This is a genomic window from Streptomyces sp. NPDC031111, from assembly GCF_055570675.1.
Map to the genome: position 1 here is coordinate 127,607 of NZ_JBVIGS010000007.1, position 22,148 is coordinate 149,754.

At 71.5% G+C, this 22,148-nt stretch carries 16 protein-coding genes; 10 read left to right on the plus strand and 6 right to left on the minus strand.

All coding sequences use genetic code 11. The features are described from left to right. The first annotated feature begins 112 nt into the window (after nt 1–112). From ACZ470_RS16525 to glgB, 5 genes are all read left to right on the plus strand, one after another. On the plus strand, nt 113–235 hold the full coding sequence (locus ACZ470_RS16525) for a hypothetical protein (protein WP_468427771.1): 123 nt from the start codon (nt 113–115) through the stop codon (nt 233–235). A gap of 413 nt (nt 236–648) precedes the next feature. Continuing rightward, nucleotides 649–2,832: an alpha-1,4-glucan--maltose-1-phosphate maltosyltransferase gene (locus ACZ470_RS16530; protein WP_468427773.1), complete on the plus strand. Its 2,184-nt coding sequence runs from the start codon at nt 649–651 to the stop codon at nt 2,830–2,832. Beyond that, nucleotides 2,829–4,529, plus strand: a complete 1,701-nt coding sequence (gene treS, locus ACZ470_RS16535) for a maltose alpha-D-glucosyltransferase (protein ID WP_468427774.1) — start codon at nt 2,829–2,831, stop codon at nt 4,527–4,529. The genes ACZ470_RS16530 and treS overlap by 4 nt, the downstream gene beginning before the upstream one ends. 111 nt (nt 4,530–4,640) lie before the next feature. Then, entirely contained in the window at nt 4,641–6,059 is a 1,419-nt protein-coding gene (locus tag ACZ470_RS16540) for a maltokinase N-terminal cap-like domain-containing protein (protein ID WP_468427776.1), read from the plus strand. A gap of 32 nt (nt 6,060–6,091) precedes the next feature. Next, complete coding sequence (gene glgB, locus ACZ470_RS16545; RefSeq protein ID WP_468427778.1) at nt 6,092–8,674, plus strand: 1,4-alpha-glucan branching enzyme; 2,583 nt, start codon at nt 6,092–6,094, stop codon at nt 8,672–8,674. A gap of 25 nt (nt 8,675–8,699) precedes the next feature. Here the strand turns inward: glgB and ACZ470_RS16550 are convergent, their stop codons facing one another. The 4 genes from ACZ470_RS16550 to ACZ470_RS16565 all read right to left on the minus strand — a co-directional run bounded on the left by ACZ470_RS16550 (nt 8,700) and on the right by ACZ470_RS16565 (nt 13,450). Then, nucleotides 8,700–10,931 carry a HelD family protein gene (locus ACZ470_RS16550; RefSeq protein ID WP_468428140.1) on the minus strand — a complete coding sequence of 744 codons (2,232 nt, stop codon included), beginning with the start codon at nt 10,929–10,931 and terminating at the stop codon, nt 8,700–8,702. A 180-nt stretch (nt 10,932–11,111) separates the two neighbouring features. Continuing rightward, nucleotides 11,112–11,435 carry a thioredoxin gene (trxA, locus tag ACZ470_RS16555; protein WP_468427780.1) on the minus strand — a complete coding sequence of 108 codons (324 nt, stop codon included), beginning with the start codon at nt 11,433–11,435 and terminating at the stop codon, nt 11,112–11,114. Next, the gene (locus ACZ470_RS16560) at nt 11,432–11,860 is read right to left on the minus strand and encodes a MerR family transcriptional regulator (RefSeq protein WP_468427782.1); all 429 of its coding nucleotides are present in this window, start codon (nt 11,858–11,860) and stop codon (nt 11,432–11,434) included. Before ACZ470_RS16560 ends, trxA begins: the two co-directional genes overlap by 4 nt. Before the next feature lie 207 nt (nt 11,861–12,067). Beyond that, nucleotides 12,068–13,450: a cation:dicarboxylate symporter family transporter gene (locus ACZ470_RS16565; protein ID WP_468427784.1), complete on the minus strand. Its 1,383-nt coding sequence runs from the start codon at nt 13,448–13,450 to the stop codon at nt 12,068–12,070. Nucleotides 13,451–13,607: 157 nt separating this feature from the next. Here ACZ470_RS16565 and ACZ470_RS16570 point away from each other — a divergent pair, with 157 nt between their 5' ends. Both ACZ470_RS16570 and ACZ470_RS16575 read left to right on the plus strand, forming a co-directional pair. Then, nucleotides 13,608–15,305, plus strand: coding sequence for a sensor histidine kinase (locus ACZ470_RS16570; RefSeq protein ID WP_468427786.1), 1,698 nt, complete (start codon nt 13,608–13,610; stop codon nt 15,303–15,305). Then, nucleotides 15,302–15,997, plus strand: coding sequence for a response regulator (locus ACZ470_RS16575; protein WP_468427788.1), 696 nt, complete (start codon nt 15,302–15,304; stop codon nt 15,995–15,997). Before ACZ470_RS16570 ends, ACZ470_RS16575 begins: the two co-directional genes overlap by 4 nt. On the opposite strand, the gene ACZ470_RS16580 is transcribed toward ACZ470_RS16575, so the two are convergent. Next, nucleotides 15,994–18,387, minus strand: coding sequence for a tetratricopeptide repeat protein (locus ACZ470_RS16580; RefSeq protein WP_468427790.1), 2,394 nt, complete (start codon nt 18,385–18,387; stop codon nt 15,994–15,996). The genes ACZ470_RS16575 and ACZ470_RS16580 overlap by 4 nt on opposite strands. After that, nucleotides 18,384–18,923 (minus strand): hypothetical protein, encoded by a 540-nt coding sequence (locus ACZ470_RS16585; protein WP_468427791.1) that lies wholly within the window; start codon nt 18,921–18,923, stop codon nt 18,384–18,386. Before ACZ470_RS16585 ends, ACZ470_RS16580 begins: the two co-directional genes overlap by 4 nt. Nucleotides 18,924–18,950: 27 nt before the next feature. On the opposite strand from ACZ470_RS16585, the gene ACZ470_RS16590 reads away from it, so the two are divergent. From ACZ470_RS16590 to ACZ470_RS16600, 3 genes are all read left to right on the plus strand, one after another. Next, on the plus strand, nt 18,951–19,817 hold the full coding sequence (locus ACZ470_RS16590) for a 5'-methylthioadenosine/S-adenosylhomocysteine nucleosidase family protein (RefSeq protein WP_468427793.1): 867 nt from the start codon (nt 18,951–18,953) through the stop codon (nt 19,815–19,817). A 133-nt stretch (nt 19,818–19,950) separates the two neighbouring features. Next, on the plus strand, nt 19,951–21,894 hold the full coding sequence (locus ACZ470_RS16595) for a tetratricopeptide repeat protein (protein WP_468428142.1): 1,944 nt from the start codon (nt 19,951–19,953) through the stop codon (nt 21,892–21,894). A gap of 34 nt (nt 21,895–21,928) precedes the next feature. Further along, nucleotides 21,929–22,090, plus strand: coding sequence for a hypothetical protein (locus ACZ470_RS16600; RefSeq protein WP_468427794.1), 162 nt, complete (start codon nt 21,929–21,931; stop codon nt 22,088–22,090). Nucleotides 22,091–22,148 lie beyond the last annotated feature (58 nt).

Below are 22,148 nucleotides of genomic sequence, written 5' to 3' on the forward strand. Positions count from 1 at the left end.
TCTCGGATATGGCCGATTCCACCCCCATGGGCGTCCTTGTCGCTCTTCACCCGGCGCCGGGGCGCCGCGCCGTACCCGTCGGCGGGCGTGAGAACAGGCCATCACGGTCCGCGTGACCGGCCGGCAGGACAAGAAACCGGCCTTTTCCCGCCTCGGCTCGGCCCTCTGCCTCTTCGCCCCGCGGGTGTCGATCACCTCGGCGTCCGCCGCGAGCGACTCGGGCCGGGTCGCCTGAGGCGGGCGCGGCGGCACCGCACCTCGCCGGGCACCGGCGGGTGACCCGGCACAGGTGGCGAACGCACTGGTCAAGGGCGCGACAGGCGGAGAGGTGAGCGGGCGCGGACACGGTTCGCCGTATCGGCTGCTCCAGGTGCCCCGCTCCCGGCGGCGCCCCCACGAGGCGCCCGGCCCCGGTCGCCCGGGGCGGCACCGGGAACCGTGGGAGCGGGCCCATCGAAGACCGGCTCCGTCCCGTTCGGGCGGGGCCGGTCTTGTGTGTCGACATACGCGTGAGTAGTTAACAAGGTGCCGGATTGCCCACCCGAACAGTGTGGGAAGGCTCCTGCGGGTACCCCCTCAGGAACACCACGCAGGACCCACCTCCCCACAGTCATCCGCCCACCCACGTTGACGCGGACAGGAGCGGTCATGCCCGCCAAGCACCACTCGTCATCACCCGCGACGCCCGGCGCCCGGACGCCCGTGAAGCGCGACTCCGGATCCTCTGCCTCCCGCCCGGCCGAGACCGGGCCCCCGCCACCGGCCGCCTCAGTCGCGCCGGCTCCACCGACCCGGTCCGCGGGGCTCGCGACCGCCGTGGGGCGCATTCCCGTCCTGGACGTCCGGCCGATGGTCCGGCAGGGCCGCCGGCCGGCCAAGGCCGTGACCGGCGAGACGTTCGAGGTCTCGGCCACCGTGTTCCGGGAGGGGCACGACGCGGTGGCCGCCAATGTGGTGCTGAGGGACCCCGAGGGGCGTCCGGGGCCGTTCACGCCGATGCGGGAGCTGGCGCCGGGCACCGACAGGTGGGGGGCGACCGTCACCGCCGGGGAGCCCGGACTCTGGACGTACACCGTGGAGGCGTGGGGCGATCCGGTCACCACCTGGCGGCACCACGCGCAGATCAAGATCCCGGCGGGCATGGACACGGAGATCGTCCTGGAGGAGGGCGCCCGGCTGTACGAACGGGCGGCGGCCGGGGTGCCCGATTCCAGGCCGAGGGGTATCCTCCTCGCCGCCGTGGACGCCCTGCGCGACGAGCGCCGTCCCGCCGCCTCCCGGTTGGCGGCGGCGTTGACGCCGGAGGTGGCCGCGGTGCTCGCCCGGCACCCGCTGCGGGAGCTGGTCACCAGCAGTGACCCGCTGCCCCTGCTGGTGGAACGCGAGCGGGCCCTGTACGGCTCCTGGTACGAGTTCTTCCCCCGCTCCGAAGGCACCCCGCAACAGCCCCACGGCACCTTCGACACCGCCGCGCGCCGCCTCCCCGCCATCGCCGCGATGGGCTTCGACGTCGTCTACCTCCCACCCATCCACCCCATCGGCACCACCTACCGCAAAGGCCCCAACAACACCCTCAACGCCGGCCCCGACGACGTCGGCGTCCCCTGGGCCATCGGCTCCCCCGAGGGCGGCCACGACGCCGTCCACCCCCGGCTCGGCACCCTGGACGACTTCACCCGCTTCGTGCGCCGCGCCGGCGAGCTGGGAATGGAGGTGGCCCTGGACTTCGCGCTCCAGTGCTCCCCCGACCACCCCTGGGTGCACAAGCACCCCGAATGGTTCCACCACCGCCCCGACGGCTCGATCGCCTACGCCGAGAACCCGCCGAAGAAGTACCAGGACATCTACCCCATCGCCTTCGACGCCGACCTCGACGGCCTCATCGCCGAAACCTGCCGGGTGCTGCGGCACTGGATGGACACCGGCGTGCGGATCTTCCGCGTCGACAACCCCCACACCAAACCCGTCGTCTTCTGGGAACGGGTGATCGGCGAGATCAACCGCACCGACCCCGACGTCATCTTCCTCGCGGAGGCGTTCACCCGCCCCGCGATGATGCACACCCTCGCCCAGATCGGCTTCCAGCAGTCCTACACCTACTTCACCTGGCGCAACACCAAACAGGAACTGACCGAGTACCTCACCGAACTGTCGGGGGAGGCCGCCTCCTACATGCGGCCCAACTTCTTCGCCAACACCCCCGACATCCTGCACGCCTACCTCCAGCACGGCTCACGCCCCGCCTTCGAGGTCCGCGCCGTCCTGGCCGCCACCCTCTCCCCCACCTGGGGCATCTACAGCGGCTACGAACTCTGCGAGAACACCCCCCTGCGCGAAGGCTCCGAGGAATACCTCGACAGCGAGAAGTACCAGCTCAGGCACCGCGACTGGGACACCGCCGAACGCGAGGGCCGCACCATCACCCCCCTCATCACCCGGCTCAACACCATCCGACGCGAGAACCCGGCCCTGCGGCAACTGCGGGACCTCCACTTCCACGACGCCGACAAGGACGAGGTCATCGCGTACTCGAAGCGGCAGGGTTCGAACACTGTTCTGGTGGTCGCCAACCTCGACCCCCACCACACCCAGGAGGCCACGGTCTCGTTGGACATGCCGCAACTCGGCCTGGAATGGCACGAGTCGGTACCGGTGCGCGACGAGCTCACCGGCGAGACCTATCAATGGGGCAGGGCCAACTATGTGCGCTTGGGACCAGGGGGAGCGCATGTGCTTGTCGTCGGCCGGGGATCCGGGGGCCGGCCCCCGGGTGAGCACAGCAGTGTCCTGCGACCGTCCAGCCCGTCGATCGGAGGGTCACCCACCACATGATCGTCAACGAACCCGTCCCGGACACCTTCGAGGACACGCCCGCCAAGGACCGGGACCCGGACTGGTTCAAACGAGCCGTCTTCTACGAGGTCCTGGTCCGCTCCTTCCAGGACAGCAACGGTGACGGCATCGGCGACCTGAAGGGTCTGACCGCCAAACTGGACTACCTGCAATGGCTGGGCGTCGACTGCCTCTGGCTGCCGCCCTTCTTCAAGTCGCCCCTGCGTGACGGCGGCTACGACGTCGCCGACTACACCGCCGTCCTGCCCGACTTCGGCGACCTCGCCGACTTCGTGGAGTTCGTCGACTCCGCACACCAGCGCGGCATGCGCGTGATCATCGACTTCGTCATGAACCACACCAGCGACCAGCACCCGTGGTTCCAGGAGTCGCGCAAGGACCCCGACGGGCCGTACGGCGACTACTACGTGTGGGCCGACGACGACAAGCAGTTCCAGGACGCCCGGATCATCTTCGTCGACACCGAGGCGTCGAACTGGACGTACGACCCGGTGCGCAAGCAGTACTACTGGCATCGTTTCTTCTCCCACCAGCCGGATCTGAACTACGAGAACCCGGCGGTCCAGGAGGAGATGATCTCCGCGCTGAAGTTCTGGCTGGACCTGGGGATCGACGGGTTCCGGCTGGACGCGGTGCCGTACCTCTACCAGCAGGAGGGGACGAACTGCGAGAACCTCCCGGAGACGCACGCGTTCCTGAAGCGGGTGCGCAAGGAGATCGACACGCAGTACCCGGACACGGTGCTGCTGGCCGAGGCGAACCAGTGGCCGGAGGACGTCGTCGACTACTTCGGCGACTACCAGGCGGGCGGCGACGAGTGCCACATGGCGTTCCACTTCCCGGTCATGCCCCGGATCTTCATGGCGGTGCGCCGCGAGTCCCGCTACCCGGTGTCGGAGATCCTCGCCAAGACCCCGGCCATCCCGTCGGGCTGCCAGTGGGGCATCTTCCTGCGCAACCACGACGAGCTGACCCTGGAGATGGTCACCGACGAGGAACGCGACTACATGTGGGCCGAGTACGCCAAGGACCCCCGCATGCGCGCCAACATCGGCATCCGGCGGCGGCTTGCCCCGCTGCTGGACAACGACCGCAACCAGATCGAGCTCTTCACCGCCCTGCTGCTCTCCCTGCCCGGCTCGCCGATCATCTATTACGGCGACGAGATCGGCATGGGCGACAACATCTGGCTCGGCGACCGCGACGCGGTGCGCACCCCCATGCAGTGGACCCCGGACCGCAACGCCGGCTTCTCCTCCTCCGACCCCGGCCGGCTCTTCCTGCCGACGATCATGGACCCGGTCTACGGCTACCAGGTCACCAACGTCGAGGCATCGATGGCGTCCCCGTCCTCGCTGCTGCACTGGACCCGCCGGATGATCGAGATCCGCAAGCAGAACCCCGCCTTCGGCCTCGGCTCCTACACCGAACTGCCCTCCACCAACCCCGCCGTCCTCGCCTTCCTGCGCGAATACGACGACGACCTGGTGCTCTGTGTGAACAACTTCTCCCGCTTCGCCCAGCCCACGGAACTCGATCTCAGCGCCTTCGAGGGGCGGCACCCGGTGGAGCTGTTCGGCGGTGTCCGTTTCCCGGCCGTCGGTGAGCTGCCGTATCTGCTGACCCTCGGGGGCCACGGCTTCTACTGGTTCCGGCTCCGCAAGGACGCCGCGTAGAACCCGGGGCGGGGCGGTTTCCCCCGCTCCGCCCGGGGCACGCATGAGTAACACCCCGCCCACCGGCGGCGCCCCTGTGGCGCGCCGAAAGAGGGGAAAGGACGCGACGCCATGTCGGAAGCCGTCACACGCACCGTCACGACCCCGCCCGGCCTCCTTGCGTCACTGGACCCGCTCCTGAGGGAATGGCTGCCCCGGCAGCGCTGGTTCGCGGGCAAGGGCCGTCCGGTCACCGGATTCGCCCTGGTCGCGGCCACCGAGCTGCTGCCGCCCACCGCCAAGACGGGCCTGTACCACCTGCTCGTACGCGCGCATCAGCCGCTCCTGCCCGGACACGGCGGCCATGAGCAGCCCGGTGACTCCTACCAGCTGCTCATAGGTGTGCGCGAGGCGCTGCCGCCCCGGCTCGCGCCCGCGCTGATCGGTCATGTGACGCGGGGCCCGCTGGCCGGACGGACGGTCTACGAGGCCCTGCACGACACCCGGCCCGCCGAGCTGCTCCTGGAGGCACTGCGCACCCAGGCCCGGATCGGCGGGCTTCGCTTCGAGCGGGACCCGCGCCAGGAGATCCGGCCCGGGCTGGTGCCGCGCCTGGTGACCGCCGAGCAGTCGAACTCGTCGGTCGTCTACGGAGATACGTTCATCCTGAAACTGTTGCGCCGGATCGTGCCCGGGATCAACCCCGACCTGGAGCTGCCGCTGGCGCTGGCCCGTGAAGGCTGCCCCCGGGTGCCGCCGCCGACGGCCTGGCTGGTGGCGGACCCCGACGAGTCGCCCGGCCCGCCGCCCCGGGCCGAGCCCTATGTCCTCGGGGTGCTCCAGCCGTACGTGCAGGGCGCGACGGACGGCTGGGAGCTGGCGCTGCGGGAGCTGGCCAAGGGCGAGGACTTCGTCGCCGAGGCACGAGCGCTCGGCCGGGCCACCGCCGAGGTGCACACCGCGCTGGCCCGCGCGCTGCCGACGGTCACCCTGGGTCACAGCCAGCTGCGTTCCATGGTGGACGGCATGGCGGAGCGGCTGGAGGCGGCGGTGCACGCGGTGCCCGCCCTGCGGCCGTACGCGGACGGACTGCGCTCGGCGTTCACGGCGCTGGACGACCTGGCCGCCGAGGGCCGCACCTGGACCGCCCAGCGGGTGCACGGCGATCTGCATCTCGGGCAGTGCCTGCGGTCACCCGCCGGGGAGTGGTCGCTGATCGACTTCGAGGGCGAACCGGCCCGTCCGCTGGCCGAGCGGCGGATGCCGCAGCCGACGGTGCGGGACGTGGCCGGGATGCTGCGGTCCTTCGACTACGCGGCGCGTTCGGCGGACCCGCCGCAGCCGGAGTGGGCCGTGCGGTGCCGGGCCGCGTACTGCTCCGGCTACGCGGAGGCCGCCGGCCGGGACCCGCGCACCGACCCGGTGCTGCTGCGCGCCTACGAGACCGACAAGGCGGTCTACGAAGCGGTCTACGAGGCCCGGCACCGCCCCGAGTGGCTCCCCGTACCGCTGGCGGCCGTGCGCCGGCTCGTCTCGTCCGACCCGACCTGACCCACCCGACCCGCGTCCAGGAGGCTTCGCCCGTGACCCCCCGCCCCGAGTCCAGCGGTTCGCATCCGGAGCAGCCGGCCGAGCAGCGGCGCACCGAGCCGCCGGCACCCGCGCGCAAGAAGGCGGCGGCGAAGAAGGCCACCGCGAAGAAGACCGCCACGGCGGCGAAGGCCACGACCAAGAAGGCCGCGGCCCAGAAGGCGACAGCCAAGAAGACGGCGGCGAAGACGGCGCCGGCGAAAAAGGCGCCGGCGAAAAAGGCGGCGGCGACGCAGAAGGCCGCCGCCGCCAAGAGCCCGGCGAAGAAGACCGCGAAGAAGGCCCCGGCGAAGAAGACGGCCATGCGGGGCGCCACCGCACCGGAGCCCGCACCGCAGCCCACCCACCAGCCCACACCGCAGCCCGTTCCGCCCGACATGGAGATCGCCGTCTCCCCCGCCGTGGACGCCGCCGACCGGGAGCGGCTGCTGAGCGGTACGCATCACGCCCCGCACTCCGTCCTCGGCGCGCATCCGGTGCCCGGCGGTGTCGTGTTCCGGGCGTTCCGGCCGTACGCGCTGGCGGTGACCGTCGTGTCCGGGGGCCTCACCGTCGAGCTGCACGACGACGGTGACGGGTTCTTCTCGGGCCTGCTGCCGCTCCGCGAGGTCCCCGCGTACCGGCTGCTCGTGACGTACGAGGGAACGGTCCTGGAGACCGAGGACGCGTACCGCTTCCTGCCCACGCTCGGCGAGCTGGACCTGCATCTGATCGGCGAGGGCCGGCACGAGGAGCTGTGGACGGTGCTCGGCGCGCACCCGATGACCCACCAGGGCGTGACCGGCACGCGCTTCTCGGTGTGGGCGCCGAACGCGCGCGGGGTGCGGGTGGCCGGCACCTTCAACTTCTGGGACGGCACGGGCTTCCCCATGCGGTCGCTGGGGGCCACGGGGGTGTGGGAGCTGTTCGTGCCGGGGATCGGCGACGGCGAGCTGTACAAGTTCGAGATCACCCGGCCCGACGGCTCGAAGACCCTGCGCGCCGACCCGCTGGCCCGCCGCACCGAGGTACCGCCGGCCACCTCGTCGATCATCACGTCGTCGGCGTACGAGTGGGGCGACGCGGAGTGGCTGGAGCGCCGGGCGGAGGTGCCCGCGCACCGGGCGCCGTTCTCCGTCTACGAGGTGCACCTGCCGTCCTGGCGGCCCGGGCTGACGTACCGTCAACTCGCCGAGCAGCTCCCCTTCTACGTCAAGGACCTCGGTTTCACGCACGTCGAGCTGATGCCGGTCGCCGAGCATCCCTTCGGCGGCTCGTGGGGCTACCAGGTCACCGGGTTCTACGCGCCCACGGCCCGGCTCGGCACCCCCGACGACTTCAGGTACCTGGTCGACGCCCTGCACCGGGCCGGGATCGGCGTACTGATGGACTGGGTGCCCGCGCACTTCCCGCGCGACGAGTGGGCGCTGGCCGAGTTCGACGGGCGGCCGCTGTACGAGCACGAGGATCCGCTGCGGGCGGCGCACCCCGACTGGGGCACGCTCGAGTTCGACTTCGGGCGGCGGGAGGTGCGCAACTTCCTGGTGGCCAACGCGCTGTACTGGTGCGAGGAGTTCCACATCGACGGGCTGCGGGTGGACGCGGTCGCCTCGATGCTCTATCTCGACTACTCGCGCGAGCCGGGCCAGTGGACGCCGAACGAGTACGGCGGCCGGGAGAACCTGGACGCGGTGGCGTTCCTCCAGGAGATGAACGCCACCGTGTATCGCAGGGTGCCGGGGGTCGTGACGATCGCGGAGGAGTCCACGGCCTGGGACGGCGTCACCCGGGCCACCCACCACAAGGGCCCGAGCGGGTTCGGCGGGCTCGGCTTCGGGCTGAAGTGGAACATGGGCTGGATGCACGACTCGCTGGCGTACATGAGCCACGACCCGGTCCACCGGCGGCACCACCACCACGAGATGACCTTCTCGATGGTGTACGCCTACAGCGAGAACTACGTGCTGCCGATCTCCCACGACGAGGTGGTGCACGGCAAGCGGTCCCTGGTGTCGAAGATGCCCGGCGACTGGTGGCAGCAGCGCGCCAACCTGCGCGCCTATCTGGGCTTCATGTGGGCCCATCCGGGCAAGCAACTGCTCTTCATGGGGCAGGAGTTCGCCCAGGGTGCCGAGTGGTCGGAGGCGCACGGCCCGGACTGGTGGCTGCTGGACCCGCACTACGGCGCCGAGGGCGACCACCGCGGGGTGCGCGACCTGGTGCGCGACCTCAACACCGTGTACGGGCACACGCCGGCGCTGTGGCAGGGCGACATCGAGCCCTCCGGTTTCCGGTGGGTGACGGGGGACGCCGCCGAGGACAACGTGTTCGCGTTCCTGCGGTACGACGGCGACGGCTCCCCGCTGCTCGCGGTCTCCCACTTCGCCCCCGTGGTCCGGCACGACTACCGCGTCGGCGTTCCCGACGACGTGCCCGCCTGGCACGAGGTGGTGAACACCGACGCCGGCCGCTACGGCGGCGGTGACGTCACCAACCCGGACCCGGTCAAGCCGGAGCCGCAGGGACGGCACGGGTTCCCGGCAAGCGTCCGGCTGACCCTGCCGCCCCTGGCGACGGTGTGGCTGCGCCCGGCCTGAACGGCCTGAACCCCGGGCGTACGGATTACGCCAGGGCGTCGGCCAGCGGCCCCGGCAGCGGCTCGGTGTGCAGGACGCCGAGCCGCTGGGTGGCTCGGGTGAGCGCCACATACAGATCACTGGTTCCGTAGCGGCCCGGCTCGACCACGAGGACCGAGTCGAACTCCAGCCCCTTGGCCTGGCGCGGGTCGAGCAGGACGACGTCGTGCGCCAGATCGGGTTCGGCACCCGCCGTCACCCCGTCCAGCCGGGCGGCCAGGGCACGGTGCAGTTCGCGCGGGGCGATGACGGCGAGGCGGCCCTCGGCCGGGGTGAGTTCGGCGACGGCCTTGGCGACGGCGCCGGGCAGGTCGTCGGTGGCGCGGGCCCAGGGGCGTACGCCCGTGGAGCGGACCGAGCCGGGCGGTTCGAAGCCGGGGTGCTCGGCGCGGACCACTGCGGCGGCCACGTCCATGATCTCGGCGGGGGTGCGGTAGTTGACGCCGAGCCGGGTGTGCTCCCAGCGGTCCTCGACGTAGGGCTCGAGGATGTCCGCCCAGGAGCCGACGCCGCCCGCCTCCGAGGTCTGGGCCGGGTCGCCGACCAGGGTCATGGCACGGGTGGGGCTGCGCCGCATCAGCAGCCGCCAGGCCATCGGGGAGAGCTCCTGCGCCTCGTCGACGATGATGTGCCCGAACGCCCAGGTACGGTCGGCGGCGGCCCGCTCGGCGGCGCTGCGGTGGTCGTCCTCCTCGTGCCGCTCGGCGAAGCGTTCGGCGTCGATGATGTCGTGCGCGGACAGCACCTCGGAGGATTCGGGGTCGTCGTCCTCCTTGTCCTCGAACTCGAAGGTGCGGGAGGCGTACGAGACGTCCAGCACGCCCTGCGCGTAGGCGATCTGCGTGCGCCGCTCCCGTTCGGCCCGCTCGCGTTCGAGCCGGTCGTCCTCGCCGAGGAGTTCGGCGGCCTCGTCGAGCAGGGGCACGTCGGAGACGGTCCAGTGCCGGGTGACGGGGCGGCGGACCGCGGCGGCGTCCTCGTCGGGGAGGTAGCCCTCGGGTGCGGCGAGGAAGTCGGCGACCAGGCGCTGCGGGGTGATCCGGGGCCACAGTTGGTCGATGGCGGACCAGACCTCGGGGTTGTCTGCGAGCTCGTCGCGGATCTGGGTGATGTCGCTGGGGTCGAGCAGATTGCTGCCGTCGTACGGATCGGTGCCGATGCGCTCGGCGACCATGTCGGTGAGCGCGTTGAGGATGTGGCCCTCGAAGTGCTCCCGTGCCACGTTGTGCGGCAGCCTGGCGGCGCGGGTGCGTTCGCGGGCGACGTTCACCAGGCCGTCGTCGAGCATGAGGATCTCGCGGTCGTGCTCGATCGCGATCACCGGGTCGGGCAGTGCCTGCCGGTCGCGTACGACGTCGGCGAGGACGTCGGCCATCTCCGCGCGGCCCTTGACGGCGGCGGCCTCGGGGGTGTCCGTGCGGGTGGTGCGCACCCCGGGGAACAGTTCGCCGACGGTCGCCAGCAGGACGCCGGTCTCGCCGAGGCTGGGCAGCACGTGGCCGATGTAGCCGAGGAACGCCGGGTTGGGGCCGACGATCAGGACGGCGCGGCGGGCCAGCAGCTCGCGGTGCTCGTAGAGGAGGTAGGCGGCGCGGTGCAGGGCGACGGCGGTCTTGCCGGTGCCGGGGCCGCCCTCGACGACCAGCACTCCCCGGTGCGGGGCGCGGATGATGCGGTCCTGGTCGGCCTGGATGGTGCGCACGATGTCGCCCATGCGGCCGGTGCGCGCGGAGTTCAGCGCGGCGAGCAGCACGGCGTCACCGGTCGGGTCCTCGTGGCCGGTGCGGGTCTCGTCGCCGAGGTCGAGGATCTCGTCGTGCAGGGCGGTGACCCGGCGGCCCTCGGTGGAGATGTGCCGGCGGCGCCTGAGGCCCATGGGGGTGTGGCCGGTGGCCAGGTAGAACGGGCGGGCGACGTCGGCCCGCCAGTCGATGAGGACGGGCGTGCGCTCGGCGTCGTCGGCGCGCAGGCCGATGCGGCCGATGTGGTGGGTGTCGCCGGAGGCGAGGTCGATGCGGCCGAAGCAGAGGGAGCCGTCCACGGCGTTCAGCGCGGCGAGCAGCCCGGAGCGCTCGGCGACCAGGATGTCCCGCTCCAGCCGGGCCTGCCTGGGGGTGTGGCCCTGGGCGAGCGCATCCGTGACGGACACCTCGGCGTCGCCGCGCAGGGTGTCCACGCGTGCGTACAGTCCGTCGACGAATTGCTGTTCCTGCCGCAATTCATCGTCCGGAAATTCGGTGTTTGACAATTCCGCTCCCGCCCGGATATACTGTGGTCACTGAACTTCATTGCGGCTTCTTTCATTCCGAAGTCGCGAATCAATGAATATACGCAAAGAAAACCCCCGGGCGCAATTGCCCGGGGGTTTTCTTGTGCCGGCTCGTGTCCGAGCCGCAGGTCAGAGCACGTCCGCCAGCTCCTCGAGGAGCCGCCGCTTGGGTCTGGCCCCCACCATCGACCGCAGCGGCTCCCCGTCGCGGAACACCATGAAGGTCGGCATCGACAGCACCTTGTACGCGTTGGTCGTATCGGGGTTGGCGTCCACGTTCAGCTGGACGACCTTCAGCCGGCCCTCCTCCTCGGCGGCCAGCGCGCGCAGCACCGGCGCCATCTGCCGGCACGGCGGACACCAGTCGGCCGTGAACTCGACCAGCACCGGCAGCTCCGAGGCGATCACCTCTTCCTTGAAGTCCGCGTCGGTCACTTCGGGTACTCCGCTCACCGCAGCTCCCCTCCCAGTTCGCACACCGGCTCCGGACCGCCCGGAACCGCCGCGTCGGCGGCCAGTCCGTCCCGTGCCGACTCCGCCCGCGCCAACTGGGCGCCGACCTTCGCCCGCACCGCCGTCAGCTCGCCGATGAGGACGTCGAGCTCGTCCAGCTTGCGCCGGTAGACCTGGAGCGAGGCGGGGCACGAGTCGCCCTCGGGATGACCGGCCCGCAGGCACTCCACGAACGGCCGGGTCTCCTCCAGGTCGAACCCGAAGTCCTGGAGCGTACGGATCTGCCGCAGCAGCTTCAGATCGCTCTCGTCGTAGCTCCGGTAACCGTTGCCCGACCGCCGCGCGGGCAGCAGCCCGCGCGATTCGTAGTACCGCAGCGTCCGCGTGGTGGTCCCGGCACGTGCGGCCAGCTCGCCGATTCGCATACGGACGAACGTAAGCCTTGACGCGGACGTCAAGGCAAGGGCGGCCGGAACGGAAAGAAGCCGAGCGGCGGGGCTCACGGGGGTGGAGCCCGGCCGCTCGGCGGCTGGGGAGACCCGGATACGGGCGACGGGCCTCCGGCCACCGGGCGGCTGGGCTACGGGGGGAGTGTCCCGGCCGCCCGGGTCTGTGGGGTGCGGCGCCGGCCGTCAGGCCTTGGCCAGCTCCTTCTCGCCGCCCTGCTCGGCGTGGGAGTCGTCCGGGCCGGCGACGTGGTCGTCCAGGAGCGTCTTCTCGTCGAAGGGGGCCTTGCCGGCGAGGACCTCGTCCACCCGGTCCCGGTCGATCTCCTTGGTCCAGGTGCCGATCAGGACGGTGGCGATGGCGTTGCCCGCGAAGTTGGTGAGGGCGCGGGCCTCGCTCATGAAGCGGTCGATACCGACGATGAGGCCGATGCCGTCCACCAGGGCGGGCTTGTGCGACTGGAGACCACCGGCCAGCGTGGCGAGGCCGGCACCGGAGACACCGGCCGCGCCCTTCGAGGCGACCAGCAGGAACAGCAGCAGCGGGATCTGCTCGCCGATCGACATCGGCGTACCCATGGCGTCGGCGATGAACAGCGAGGCCATGGTCATGTAGATCATGGTGCCGTCGAGGTTGAAGGAGTAGCCGGTCGGGACGGTGATGCCGACCACCGGCTTGCTGACGCCCAGGTGCTCCATCTTCGCGATGAGCCGCGGCAGCGCCGACTCGGACGAGGAGGTGGAGAGGATCAGCAGGAACTCACGGCCCAGGTACTTAAAGAGCGAGAGGACGTTGACGCCGGCGATGACGCGCAGCATCGTGCCCAGCACCAGGAAGATGAACAGGACGCAGGTGACGTAGAAGCCGAGCATCAGCACGGCCAGGCTCTTGAGCGCGTCGATGCCGGCCGAACCGGTGACCGCGGCGATGGCACCGAAGGCGCCGATCGGGGCCGCCCACATGATCATCGCCAGGACGCGGAAGACCAGCCGCTGGATGTGCTCGATGCCACGCAGGACGGGCTGCCCGGCGGAGCCCATGGCCTGGAGGGCGAAGCCGCAGAGCAGGGCGATCAGCAGGGTCTGGAGGACCTCGCCGGCGGTGAACGCGGAGACGATCGTCGTCGGGATGATGCCCATCAGGAAGTCGACGGTGCTCTTGGCCTCCGCGTCGACCTGCGCCTGACCGGTCTCCTTGACGGCGTCGGTGACCGCGAGGCCGGTGCCCGGGTCCAGGATGTTGCCGACGATCAGACCGATGGCGAGCGCGACCACCGACATCACCAGGAAGTAGACCAGGGCGATACCGCCGACGGCGCCGACCTTGGCGGCCTTCCGGACGGAACCGATGCCCAGCACGATGGTGCAGAAGATGATCGGCGAGATCATCATCTTGATCAGGTTCACGAAGCCGGTGCCGAGCGGCTTCAGCTCGGTCGCGAAGTCGGGGGCGATCAGACCGACGGCGATACCGAGGGCGACCGCGATGATCACCGCGATGTAGAGATAGTGCGTGCGGTCCCGCTTGGCCTTGGGTTCGGCAGGTGCCGTAGCGGATGTGCTGGTCACGGCGGCCCTCCTTGACGACGTCGTCGGCATCACCGGCGTGCGGCTCACGTCCGGGGGATGGGTTTTCGGGGAACGCGGTGACTATGTCGCGGCCTGTGAGCGCGGTCACCCTTCCGTTCATTTAGTTCACCGAGGAACCGGGAGGCAGACTGGCTGAATGCGCATCCCCCTCCCCCGGCCCCGCAGCCTCGCGGGCCAGCTGTTCGCCATGCAGGCCGTGCTCATCGCGGTCGTCGTGGCCGGGTACGCGCTGTTCACCTTCGTCAGCAACCGCAGCCAGGCCGAGCAGGCGGCAGGCCGCCAGGCGACCGCCGTGGCCCGCTCGGTCGCCGACTCCCCCTCCGTGCGCAACGCGATCCGCACCTCCGATCCCTCGTCGCGGCTCCAGCCGTACGCGCTGGCGGTGGTGCGGGACACCGACGTCGACTTCGTCACGATCATGGATCCGCGGGGCATCCGCTGGACCCACCCCGACCCGGACCAGATCGGCCTGGTGTTCCAGGGCAACACGGGCCCCGCGCTCCGGGGCGGCACCTTCACCGAGACCTACACCGGCACCCTCGGCCCGTCGGTCCGGGCCGTCACCCCGATCCGGGACGGCGACCGGATCGTCGGCCTGGTCAGCGCCGGGATAAAGGTCGAGGAGATCAGCCAGCGCGCCGAGGAGCAGCTGACCGCGCTGCTCGCGGTCGCCGCCGGCGCCCTCGCGCTCGGCGCGATCGGCACGTACGTCATCAACGCCCGGCTGCGCCGGCACACCCACGGCATGAACGCGGCCGAGCTCAGCCATATGCACGACTACCATCAGGCCGCGCTGCACGCCGTGCGCGAGGGTCTGCTGATGCTGGACGGGCAGTACAGGGTGGCGCTGATCAACGACGGCGGCCGAGAGCTGCTGGGCGTGGACCAGAAGGAGGACGTGGTGGGCAGATCGGTCGCGGAGCTGGGCCTCCCGGCTCCGCTGACGGGCGCGCTGCTCGCCTCGGAGCCCCGGGTGGACGAGGTGCACCTGACGGCGGACCGGGTGCTGGTGGTGAACACCTCGCCGGTCACCGGCGGCCAGCGGCGCGGCTCGGTGGTGACGCTGCGGGACGTGACCGAGCTCCAGTCGCTGATGGGCGAGCTGGACTCGGAGCGCGGGTTCACCCAGGCGCTGCGGTCGCAGGCGCACGAGGCGGCGAACCGGCTGCACACCGTGGTATCGCTGATCGAGCTGGGCCGGGCGGAGGAGGCGGTGGACTTCGCGACCGCCGAGCTGGAGCTGGCGCAGGCGCTCACCGACCAGGTGGTGGCGGCGGTGAGCGAGCCGGTGCTGGCGGCACTGCTGCTGGGCAAGACGGCGCAGGCGAACGAGCGGGGCGTGGAGCTGGTGGTGTCGGACGACAGCCGCCTGGACGACGGCCTGCTCCCGGACACCCTGCCCGCCCGCGACCTGGTCACCATCCTCGGCAACCTGATCGACAACGCCGTGGACGCGGCGCAGGGCGGGGTGCGCCCGCGGGTGACGGTGACGGCCCTGACCGAGGAGCACGGCTCGGAACTGATCCTGCGGGTCTCCGACACAGGACCCGGCGTGGACCCGGATCACACGGAGGCGGTCTTCCAGCGCGGCTTCACGACGAAACCGTCCGGGCCCGGCGGGCGGGGTCTCGGCCTCGCCCTGGTGCGGCAGGCGGTGGCGCGGCACGGCGGGGCGCTCTCCGTGGCCTCCGGGGAGGAGGGCGGCGCGGTGTTCGAGGCCCGGCTGCCGCTGCGGGGGACCGGCGGGGGGATCCCCGCCGCGCGGGGAACCTCCGGGGAGGAAGGCCCCGCCGCCGGGGATGCGGTCGCGAAGACCCCGGGAGGCGCCGTATGACCGGGCAGCCGATCAGAGTGCTGGTCGTCGAGGACGATCCGGTCGCCGCCGACGCCCATGTGATGTACGTCGGCCGGGTGCCGGGCTTCGTCGCGGTCGGCAAGGCCCACACCGGTGCGGAGGCCCGCCGGGCCCTGGACCGCACCCCCGTCGACCTGCTGCTCCTCGACCTCCACCTCCCCGATGTGCACGGACTCCAACTGGCCCGCTCACTGCGTGCGGCCGGCCACCACGCCGACGTGATCGCGGTGACGTCGGCCCGTGATCTCGCGGTGGTGCGCGAGGGGGTGTCGCTGGGGGTCGTGCAGTACGTACTGAAACCGTTCACGTTCGCGACCCTCCGGGACCGGCTGGTGCGGTACGCCGAGTTCCGCGCGGCGGTGGGCGAGGCGAGCGGTCAGGCGGAGGTGGACCGCGCACTGGCCGCGCTGCGCGCCCCGAGCCCGGCCGCCCTGCCGAAGGGGCTGAGCGGTCCGACGCTGGAGCGGGTGACGGAGGCGCTGCGGGAGGCGGAGGACGGGCTGACGGCGGCGGGGGTCGCCGAGGCGGTGGGGATCTCCCGGATCACGGCTCGGCGGTATCTGGAACACCTGGTGGACGCGGGGCGGGCCGGGCGGGCGCCGGTGTACGGGCAGGTGGGGCGGCCGGAGTTGGTTTATCGGTGGGTTCGAGGGGTGGAGAAGGGGCGTTAAGGGGAGAGGGTGTCCGATTCGACGGCCCAGGCGCGGGCCTGGGCAGCTTCGGCGGGGGCGTTGGCGCGGGTGAACGCGTCTACGGCCTCGAGCCAGGCGGCGCGGGCCGCTGCGGGGCGACGGGCGTCCTCATGAGCGAGGGCCAGGTTGCCGAGTGTCTGCCCCTCGCCATACCAGTCCTCGAACTCCCGGCAGATCTCCAGATCTTTGCCGTACGCCTCCACCGCCTCGTCGACCCGGCCCGCCGTCTGCAAGGCGACGCCGAGGTTGTGCCACGCCCTGCCTTCGCCGTGGCGGTCCCCGGCGTCCTGGAACAGGTCGCGGGCGCGCCTGTGGACGTCAATCGCCTCACCCGCCCGGCCCGCCCTCCGCAGGGCGACGCCGAAGTGGTCCTGTGCCATGGCCTCGCCGAGGCGCTCCCCGGCGTCCTGGAACAGGTCACGAGCCCGGACGAGGGCGTCAATCGCCTCACCCGCCCGGTCCGCCTGCCCCAAGGCGAGGCCGAGGTTGTTCCAGGCCATGGCCTCGCCGAGGCGCTCCCCGGCGTCCTGGAACAGGTCACGAGCCCGGACGAGGGCGTCAATCGCCTGACCCGCCCGGTCCGCCTTACGCAGGGCGGCGCCGAGGTTGTTCCACGCGTTGGCCTCGTCCAGCCGCTTGCCGGCGAGTTGCGCGGCGTCCCGGGCCGCTTCCGCAACGGCCATCGCGTCGTCGAGATACCGCCGCCAATCCAGGTACTCCCCCAGACACTCGGCCAGCAGCACCGCCGTGCCCGCGAACCGCTTCTCCCGCCCCCACCCCACCGCCGCAACCAGGCCGGGCCGCTCCGCGTCCAGCCACGCCAACGCCTGCCCCCGGTCCACGAACCGCTCCGGCTCCTCCCTCCCCGGCAGCCACCGCAACCGGTCATCAGCCGCGTCCGCCCACCGCAAGTAGAACTCCAGCACCCGCTCGCGCGCCGCCTCCCCCTCCTCCCGCAACCCCGCATCCTCCGCCACCACACCCACTCCGAACACCCGCACCAGGTCGTGCAACCGCCACCACCCGCGCACACGCCCCCGCTCCACGAGGTGCGCACGGGCCAGGGCCTGCTGAGCACGGACCGGCGGCTCCGCGGCGCCGACCAACGCGGCGACGACCTCGTCACTCACCTCGGGTCCCGGTGCGAGAGCGAGCAGGCGCAGCAGCCGGGCGTGCTCGGGCGGCAGGCGGCGGTAGGACAGCTCGAAGGCGGCGCGGACGCTGCGCTCGCCGTCGTCGAGGTGGTCGAGCCGATCGCGAGACTCGGCCAGTTCCGCCACGAGTTCGGTCACCGGCTTGTCCGGGTCCTCCGCCAGCAGGGCGGCGGCGATCTGTAGGGCCAGCGGGAGGTGCCCGCAGAGACCGGCGAGGTGCTCGGCCGTGTCGGGGTCGTCGGCCACCCGGCTGTCGTGCAGGTCGGCGATCCGCAGGGCACGGTCGAGGAGTTGGTACGCCTCCCTCGGGCTGAGCTGGTCCAAGGGAACGAGCCGGGCGCCCAGTTGGGGCAGTCGGTCGCGTGACGTGACCAGAACGTGGTGCCGGGAGTCGCCCGGCAGGAGGGGCCGTACCTGGTCCGGCGAGGAGGCGTTGTCGGCCAGGATCAGCACCGGGCCGTGCTCGTGAGCCCGGGTGGCCAGCGTGGAGCGGTAGAGCGCCGCCCGCTCGTCCGTCGTGGTGGGGATGTGCTCCGGCGAGGTGCCGAGGGCGCGCAGCAGGGCTTGAAGGGCCCGGTCGGCGGTGACGGGTTCCGGGTCGTAGCCGTGCAGGTCGATGAAGAGGACCCCGCCGGGGAACCAGCCCCATTCACGGGCCAGGTGCGCGGTTTCGACTGCGAGCGCGGTCTTGCCGATGCCGCCGAGACCGGACACGGCGGCGACGAGGATCGCCTCCGACTGCGTCGCGGCCGGATCCAGCGCACGCAGCAGCTCCCTGGTCTCGCGCTCCCTCCCCGTGAACCCGCCGGGCCTCGGCGGCAGACCGGCCACCGCCTCCGGGACTACGGCCCCGCCCTGCTGGATCACGACCTGCACGCCGACCACCTCGCGCAGAAAGACCCCGCCCCGGAAGTCCGGGTGGTCGCCGCCGTACCAGGACGTCCCGCTGCCCGGCGCGGACCGCTCCATGGCCCGCGCGACGGCACCGGCGAGGCCCTGCGGATCGGCGGCGAGCAGCTCAGCCACGGCCTCGCCCCACTCCCGTACGGCGTCCCGCCGTGCCGGATCCTCCGCCGCCTCGGCGATGTCCCGGGCGGACGCGCCGGCCCCGAGCCCTACCGCCCGCGCCAGCTCCTCCACCGCCCGGAGTCCGCCGTCCCCGCCCGCGCCCTCGGCCAGGGCCGCCAGTAATGCCGTGCCGGAACGGATGTTCATGCCGCCCTCGTGTACCACACGATCTGCGAACCGAGCCCTGTCACGGCGAGCGCCTCAAGCACCGACAGTGCGACGAGCAGCCCGCCAGCATCACCGTTCGCCCAGAACACGACCAGGGCGGCCAGCGGCACCGCACAGAACGCCGTCAGGTCGATCACCACCTGCACGGCCTTGCGGGACCGGCGCCGGGTGTCGGTCCGGTGGTACGCCTCCCACCCGAACGTCGTGAAACCGCCCCCGCTCGGGGCAAGCGCGGCCAACCGGGGGCCCAGATCGTCACGGACATAGCGCCCGATCGCCGAGATCTTCTCGTCGTTGACGAGGTAGGTCCAGCCGAGGACGAGGCACACCGGCGGCAGCGCAAGGAGCATCGAGGGCTGCTTCGCCTGGGCCGCGGCGGCGATGACGGCGGCCACGACGGCGAGGGTGACGTACAGCAGATTGTCCCGAAACCCGATCCTCGCCTTCTGCTCGTCCTTGACGCTCTGGTACTCGGCGAGCAGCAACTGCCCCACTGTGACGTCCTGTTCCGGCACGCGATCCCCTTCTCCCAGCGGTAATTTATGACTATGCCGGACACCCAGCCCACAGTTCTGGTCCTGACCGCACTTCCTCTCGAATACGCCGCCGTCCGCGCGCACGTCGAGGAGCGGGAGGAGTTGGTGCACCGTGACGGGACCCGGATCGAGTGGGGCCGGCTACCGGGTACTGCCTGGCACGTTGCCCTCGCCGAACTGGGCATGGGCGCCGAGCGGGCCGCCTCGCTCACCACACAGCTCATCAACTGGCGACGCCCCGAAGCCGTGCTCTTCGTCGGCGTCGCGGGCAGCCTGAAGGACGACGTCGAGATCGGCGATGTCGTCGTGGGCACGCAGGTGTACGAGATCCACGGCGGCAAGCAGACACCGGAGGGTTTCCTGGTCCGCCCGAAGGCCCTGCCGGGCTCGCACGCGCTCGAACAGGCGGCCCGATCCGCCGTGCGGGACATGCCCGACGTTCGGGCGCACTTCATGCCGATCGCCACGGGCGATGTCGTCCTGGCGGACTCCGAGTCCGAGATCGCGCGGTTCATCCGCGGGAGCTACAACGACGCGGGCGCGATCGAGATGGAGGGCTCCGGCGCACTCCAGGCGGCCCACCTGAACGGCCAGGTGAACGCCGTGGTGATCCGGGGCATCAGCGACCGCGCCGACGCAGGCAAGCGCGACGCCGACGCCGCGGGTTCTCAGGAACTCGCCGCCAAGCAGGCGGCAGCGGTGACGGTGGCGGTGCTGCACAAGCACGGGCCCCGGGAGGGCTCCTCCGACTCCGAGGAGCGCCCCCATCGAGACAGGGACGGCGGAGCTTCGTACGGCGGAGACCACATCGACTTCCGGGGCGCCACCTTCCACGGCCCCGTCACCGGCAAGCAGAGTGGAGGGCAGCGGTAGGGGAACCGTCCATGGCCCCGTCCCACGAGCGACCGCCACGCTCCCACCCCGTCCCCTGGGCTTCACCGGCCGATCCGCGGAGCTGGACCGCCTGCTCCCGCACCTCTCCCCCAACGAGGACGACACGGCAGCGCTGCCGCTCCTCATCTTCGCCGTCACGGGTATAGGCGGCATCGGCAAGACCGCACTGGCGGTGGAGGCAGCGCATCAGGCCCGTGGAAAGGGCTGGTTCCCGGGCGGGACCCTCTTCGTGGACCTGCGCGGGTACGACGACGACCCGGTCACCGCCGATCAGGCGGTGCTGGCCCTGCTCGACGCACTCGGCGTACGGGACGGGGATCTGCCGCCGACAGCGGACCGCCAGTACGACACGTACCGCGCGCTCCTCACCGAACGACGGGACCGGATGCTGCTGATCCTGGACAACGCCTCGGACCCGTCCCAGTACCTGCCACTGCTGCCCGGCACGGACCACCACCGGGTGCTCATCACGTCCCGGGACCGTCCCGACGCCCTTCCGGTACGCCTGATCGACCTGGAAACACTTGCCCCGGACGACTCCGTCGCCCTCGTGACCCGTGCCCTGCACGACACCGACGAACGGGACGACCGCCCGGCACGTGAACCCGAGGCACTCCGCGAACTGGCCGATCTTTGCGGTCATCTGCCCCTGGCCCTCCAGATCGCGGCGGGCATGCTGCGTCGGCGCCGCCACCGGGACATCGCCTCTCTGGTGGCGGAGATCAGGGAGAGCGGGGACGCGACCACTGTCCTCGACCACGGCAGCCCCGGAACCGACCTGTACGGACGCTCACTCGTCCTGCGGCCCGTTCTGGAGACCTCCTATCGCCGGTTACCGCCCGACCAGGCCCGGCTGCTGCGCCTGCTCTGCCTCGCGCCGGGTGCGGAGACCGGCACGGAGGCGATCGCCGCTCTCGTCGGCTTCGGCACGGAGCCCGTGCTGTCCCTGCTGGAGGATCTGGCCGCCAGACATCTCGTCACGCCGGTGCGAAACGGCAACGGGACGGCTTCCGCCCTGCGGTGGCGGTTGCATGACTTGGTGCGGGTGTTCGGGGCGGGTGTGGTGGCGGGGGATGCGGGGTTGCGGGAGGAGGGGGAGGCGGCGCGGGAGCGGGTGCTGGACTTCTATGTGCGGTGGGCGGATGCGGCTGACGACCGGTTGCGGTGGCTGCCGGGGAAGCCGGTGCCGGAGCGGTTCGGGGACCGGGGGCAGGCGTTGGCGTGGCTGGACGGTGAGCGGGCGGGTCTGGTGGCTGCGGTGGGGTGGGGGCGGGAGGAGCGGTTCGCGGGCGCGGTGGTGCGACTGGCCTGGTGTCTGGGGGAGTACCTGGAGTGGCGGCGGTATCTCGACGACTGGATCGCCGTCGCGGGGGCTGCGCGGGAGGCGGCGCAGCTTGCGCGGAGCGGCCCGGGCGAGGCCGGCGCGTGGAACCTCCTCGGCCTCGCCCTGCGGGTGGCGGGCCGGACGGAGGAGGCGATCGACGCCCACACCCAGGCCCGCGCGTCGTTCCAGGCCGTCGGCGACCGCCACGGCGAGGGCATGGCGTGGAACAACCTCGGCATCGCCCTGCGCGAGGCGGGCCGAGTGGAAGAGGCAATCGAGGCGCACGGCGAGGACCTGGAAATCTGCCGGGAATTCGAGGACCGCCACGGCGAGGGCATGGCCTGGAACAACCTCGGCATCGCCCTACGGGAGGCAGGCCGAGTGGAAGAGGCAATCGAGGCGTTCCGCAAGGACCTGGAGATCTGCCGGGAATTCGAGGACCGCCACGGCGAGGGCATGGCCTGGAACAACCTCGGCATCGCCCTACGCCAGGCAGGCCGAGTGGAAGAGGCAATCGAGGCGTTCCGCAAGGACCTGGAGATCTGCCGCGAGTTCGAGGACTGGCACGGCGAAGGGCAGACCCTCCACAACCTGGCCCTCGCCCATCAGGACGCCCACCGCCCCGCCAAAGCCCGCGCCGCCTACCTCCAGGCCGCAGACGCCTTCACCCGCGCCAACGCCCCCACCGAAGCCGCCGAGGCCCGCACCCACGCTGCCGAGCAACCGGAATAACTCCCCATCTTCACCCCAGCCCCGCATACCCCCGATGCAACTCGGCGAATACGCCCGAGCCATCTGCACCGACCCCCAAGGCAACGCCTACATCGCCGTCGCCGGGCAGGAGGACCGCTACCTCACCGACACCCGCGAAGCCCTCCGTACCCTCATCCGGGAGGTCAAGGCCGGTAAGGCCGACCACCTCCTGTAGCCGGCCGACGGCAATCCGACGCACACGCATTGACCTGACTAGACCACTCCTCTTACGT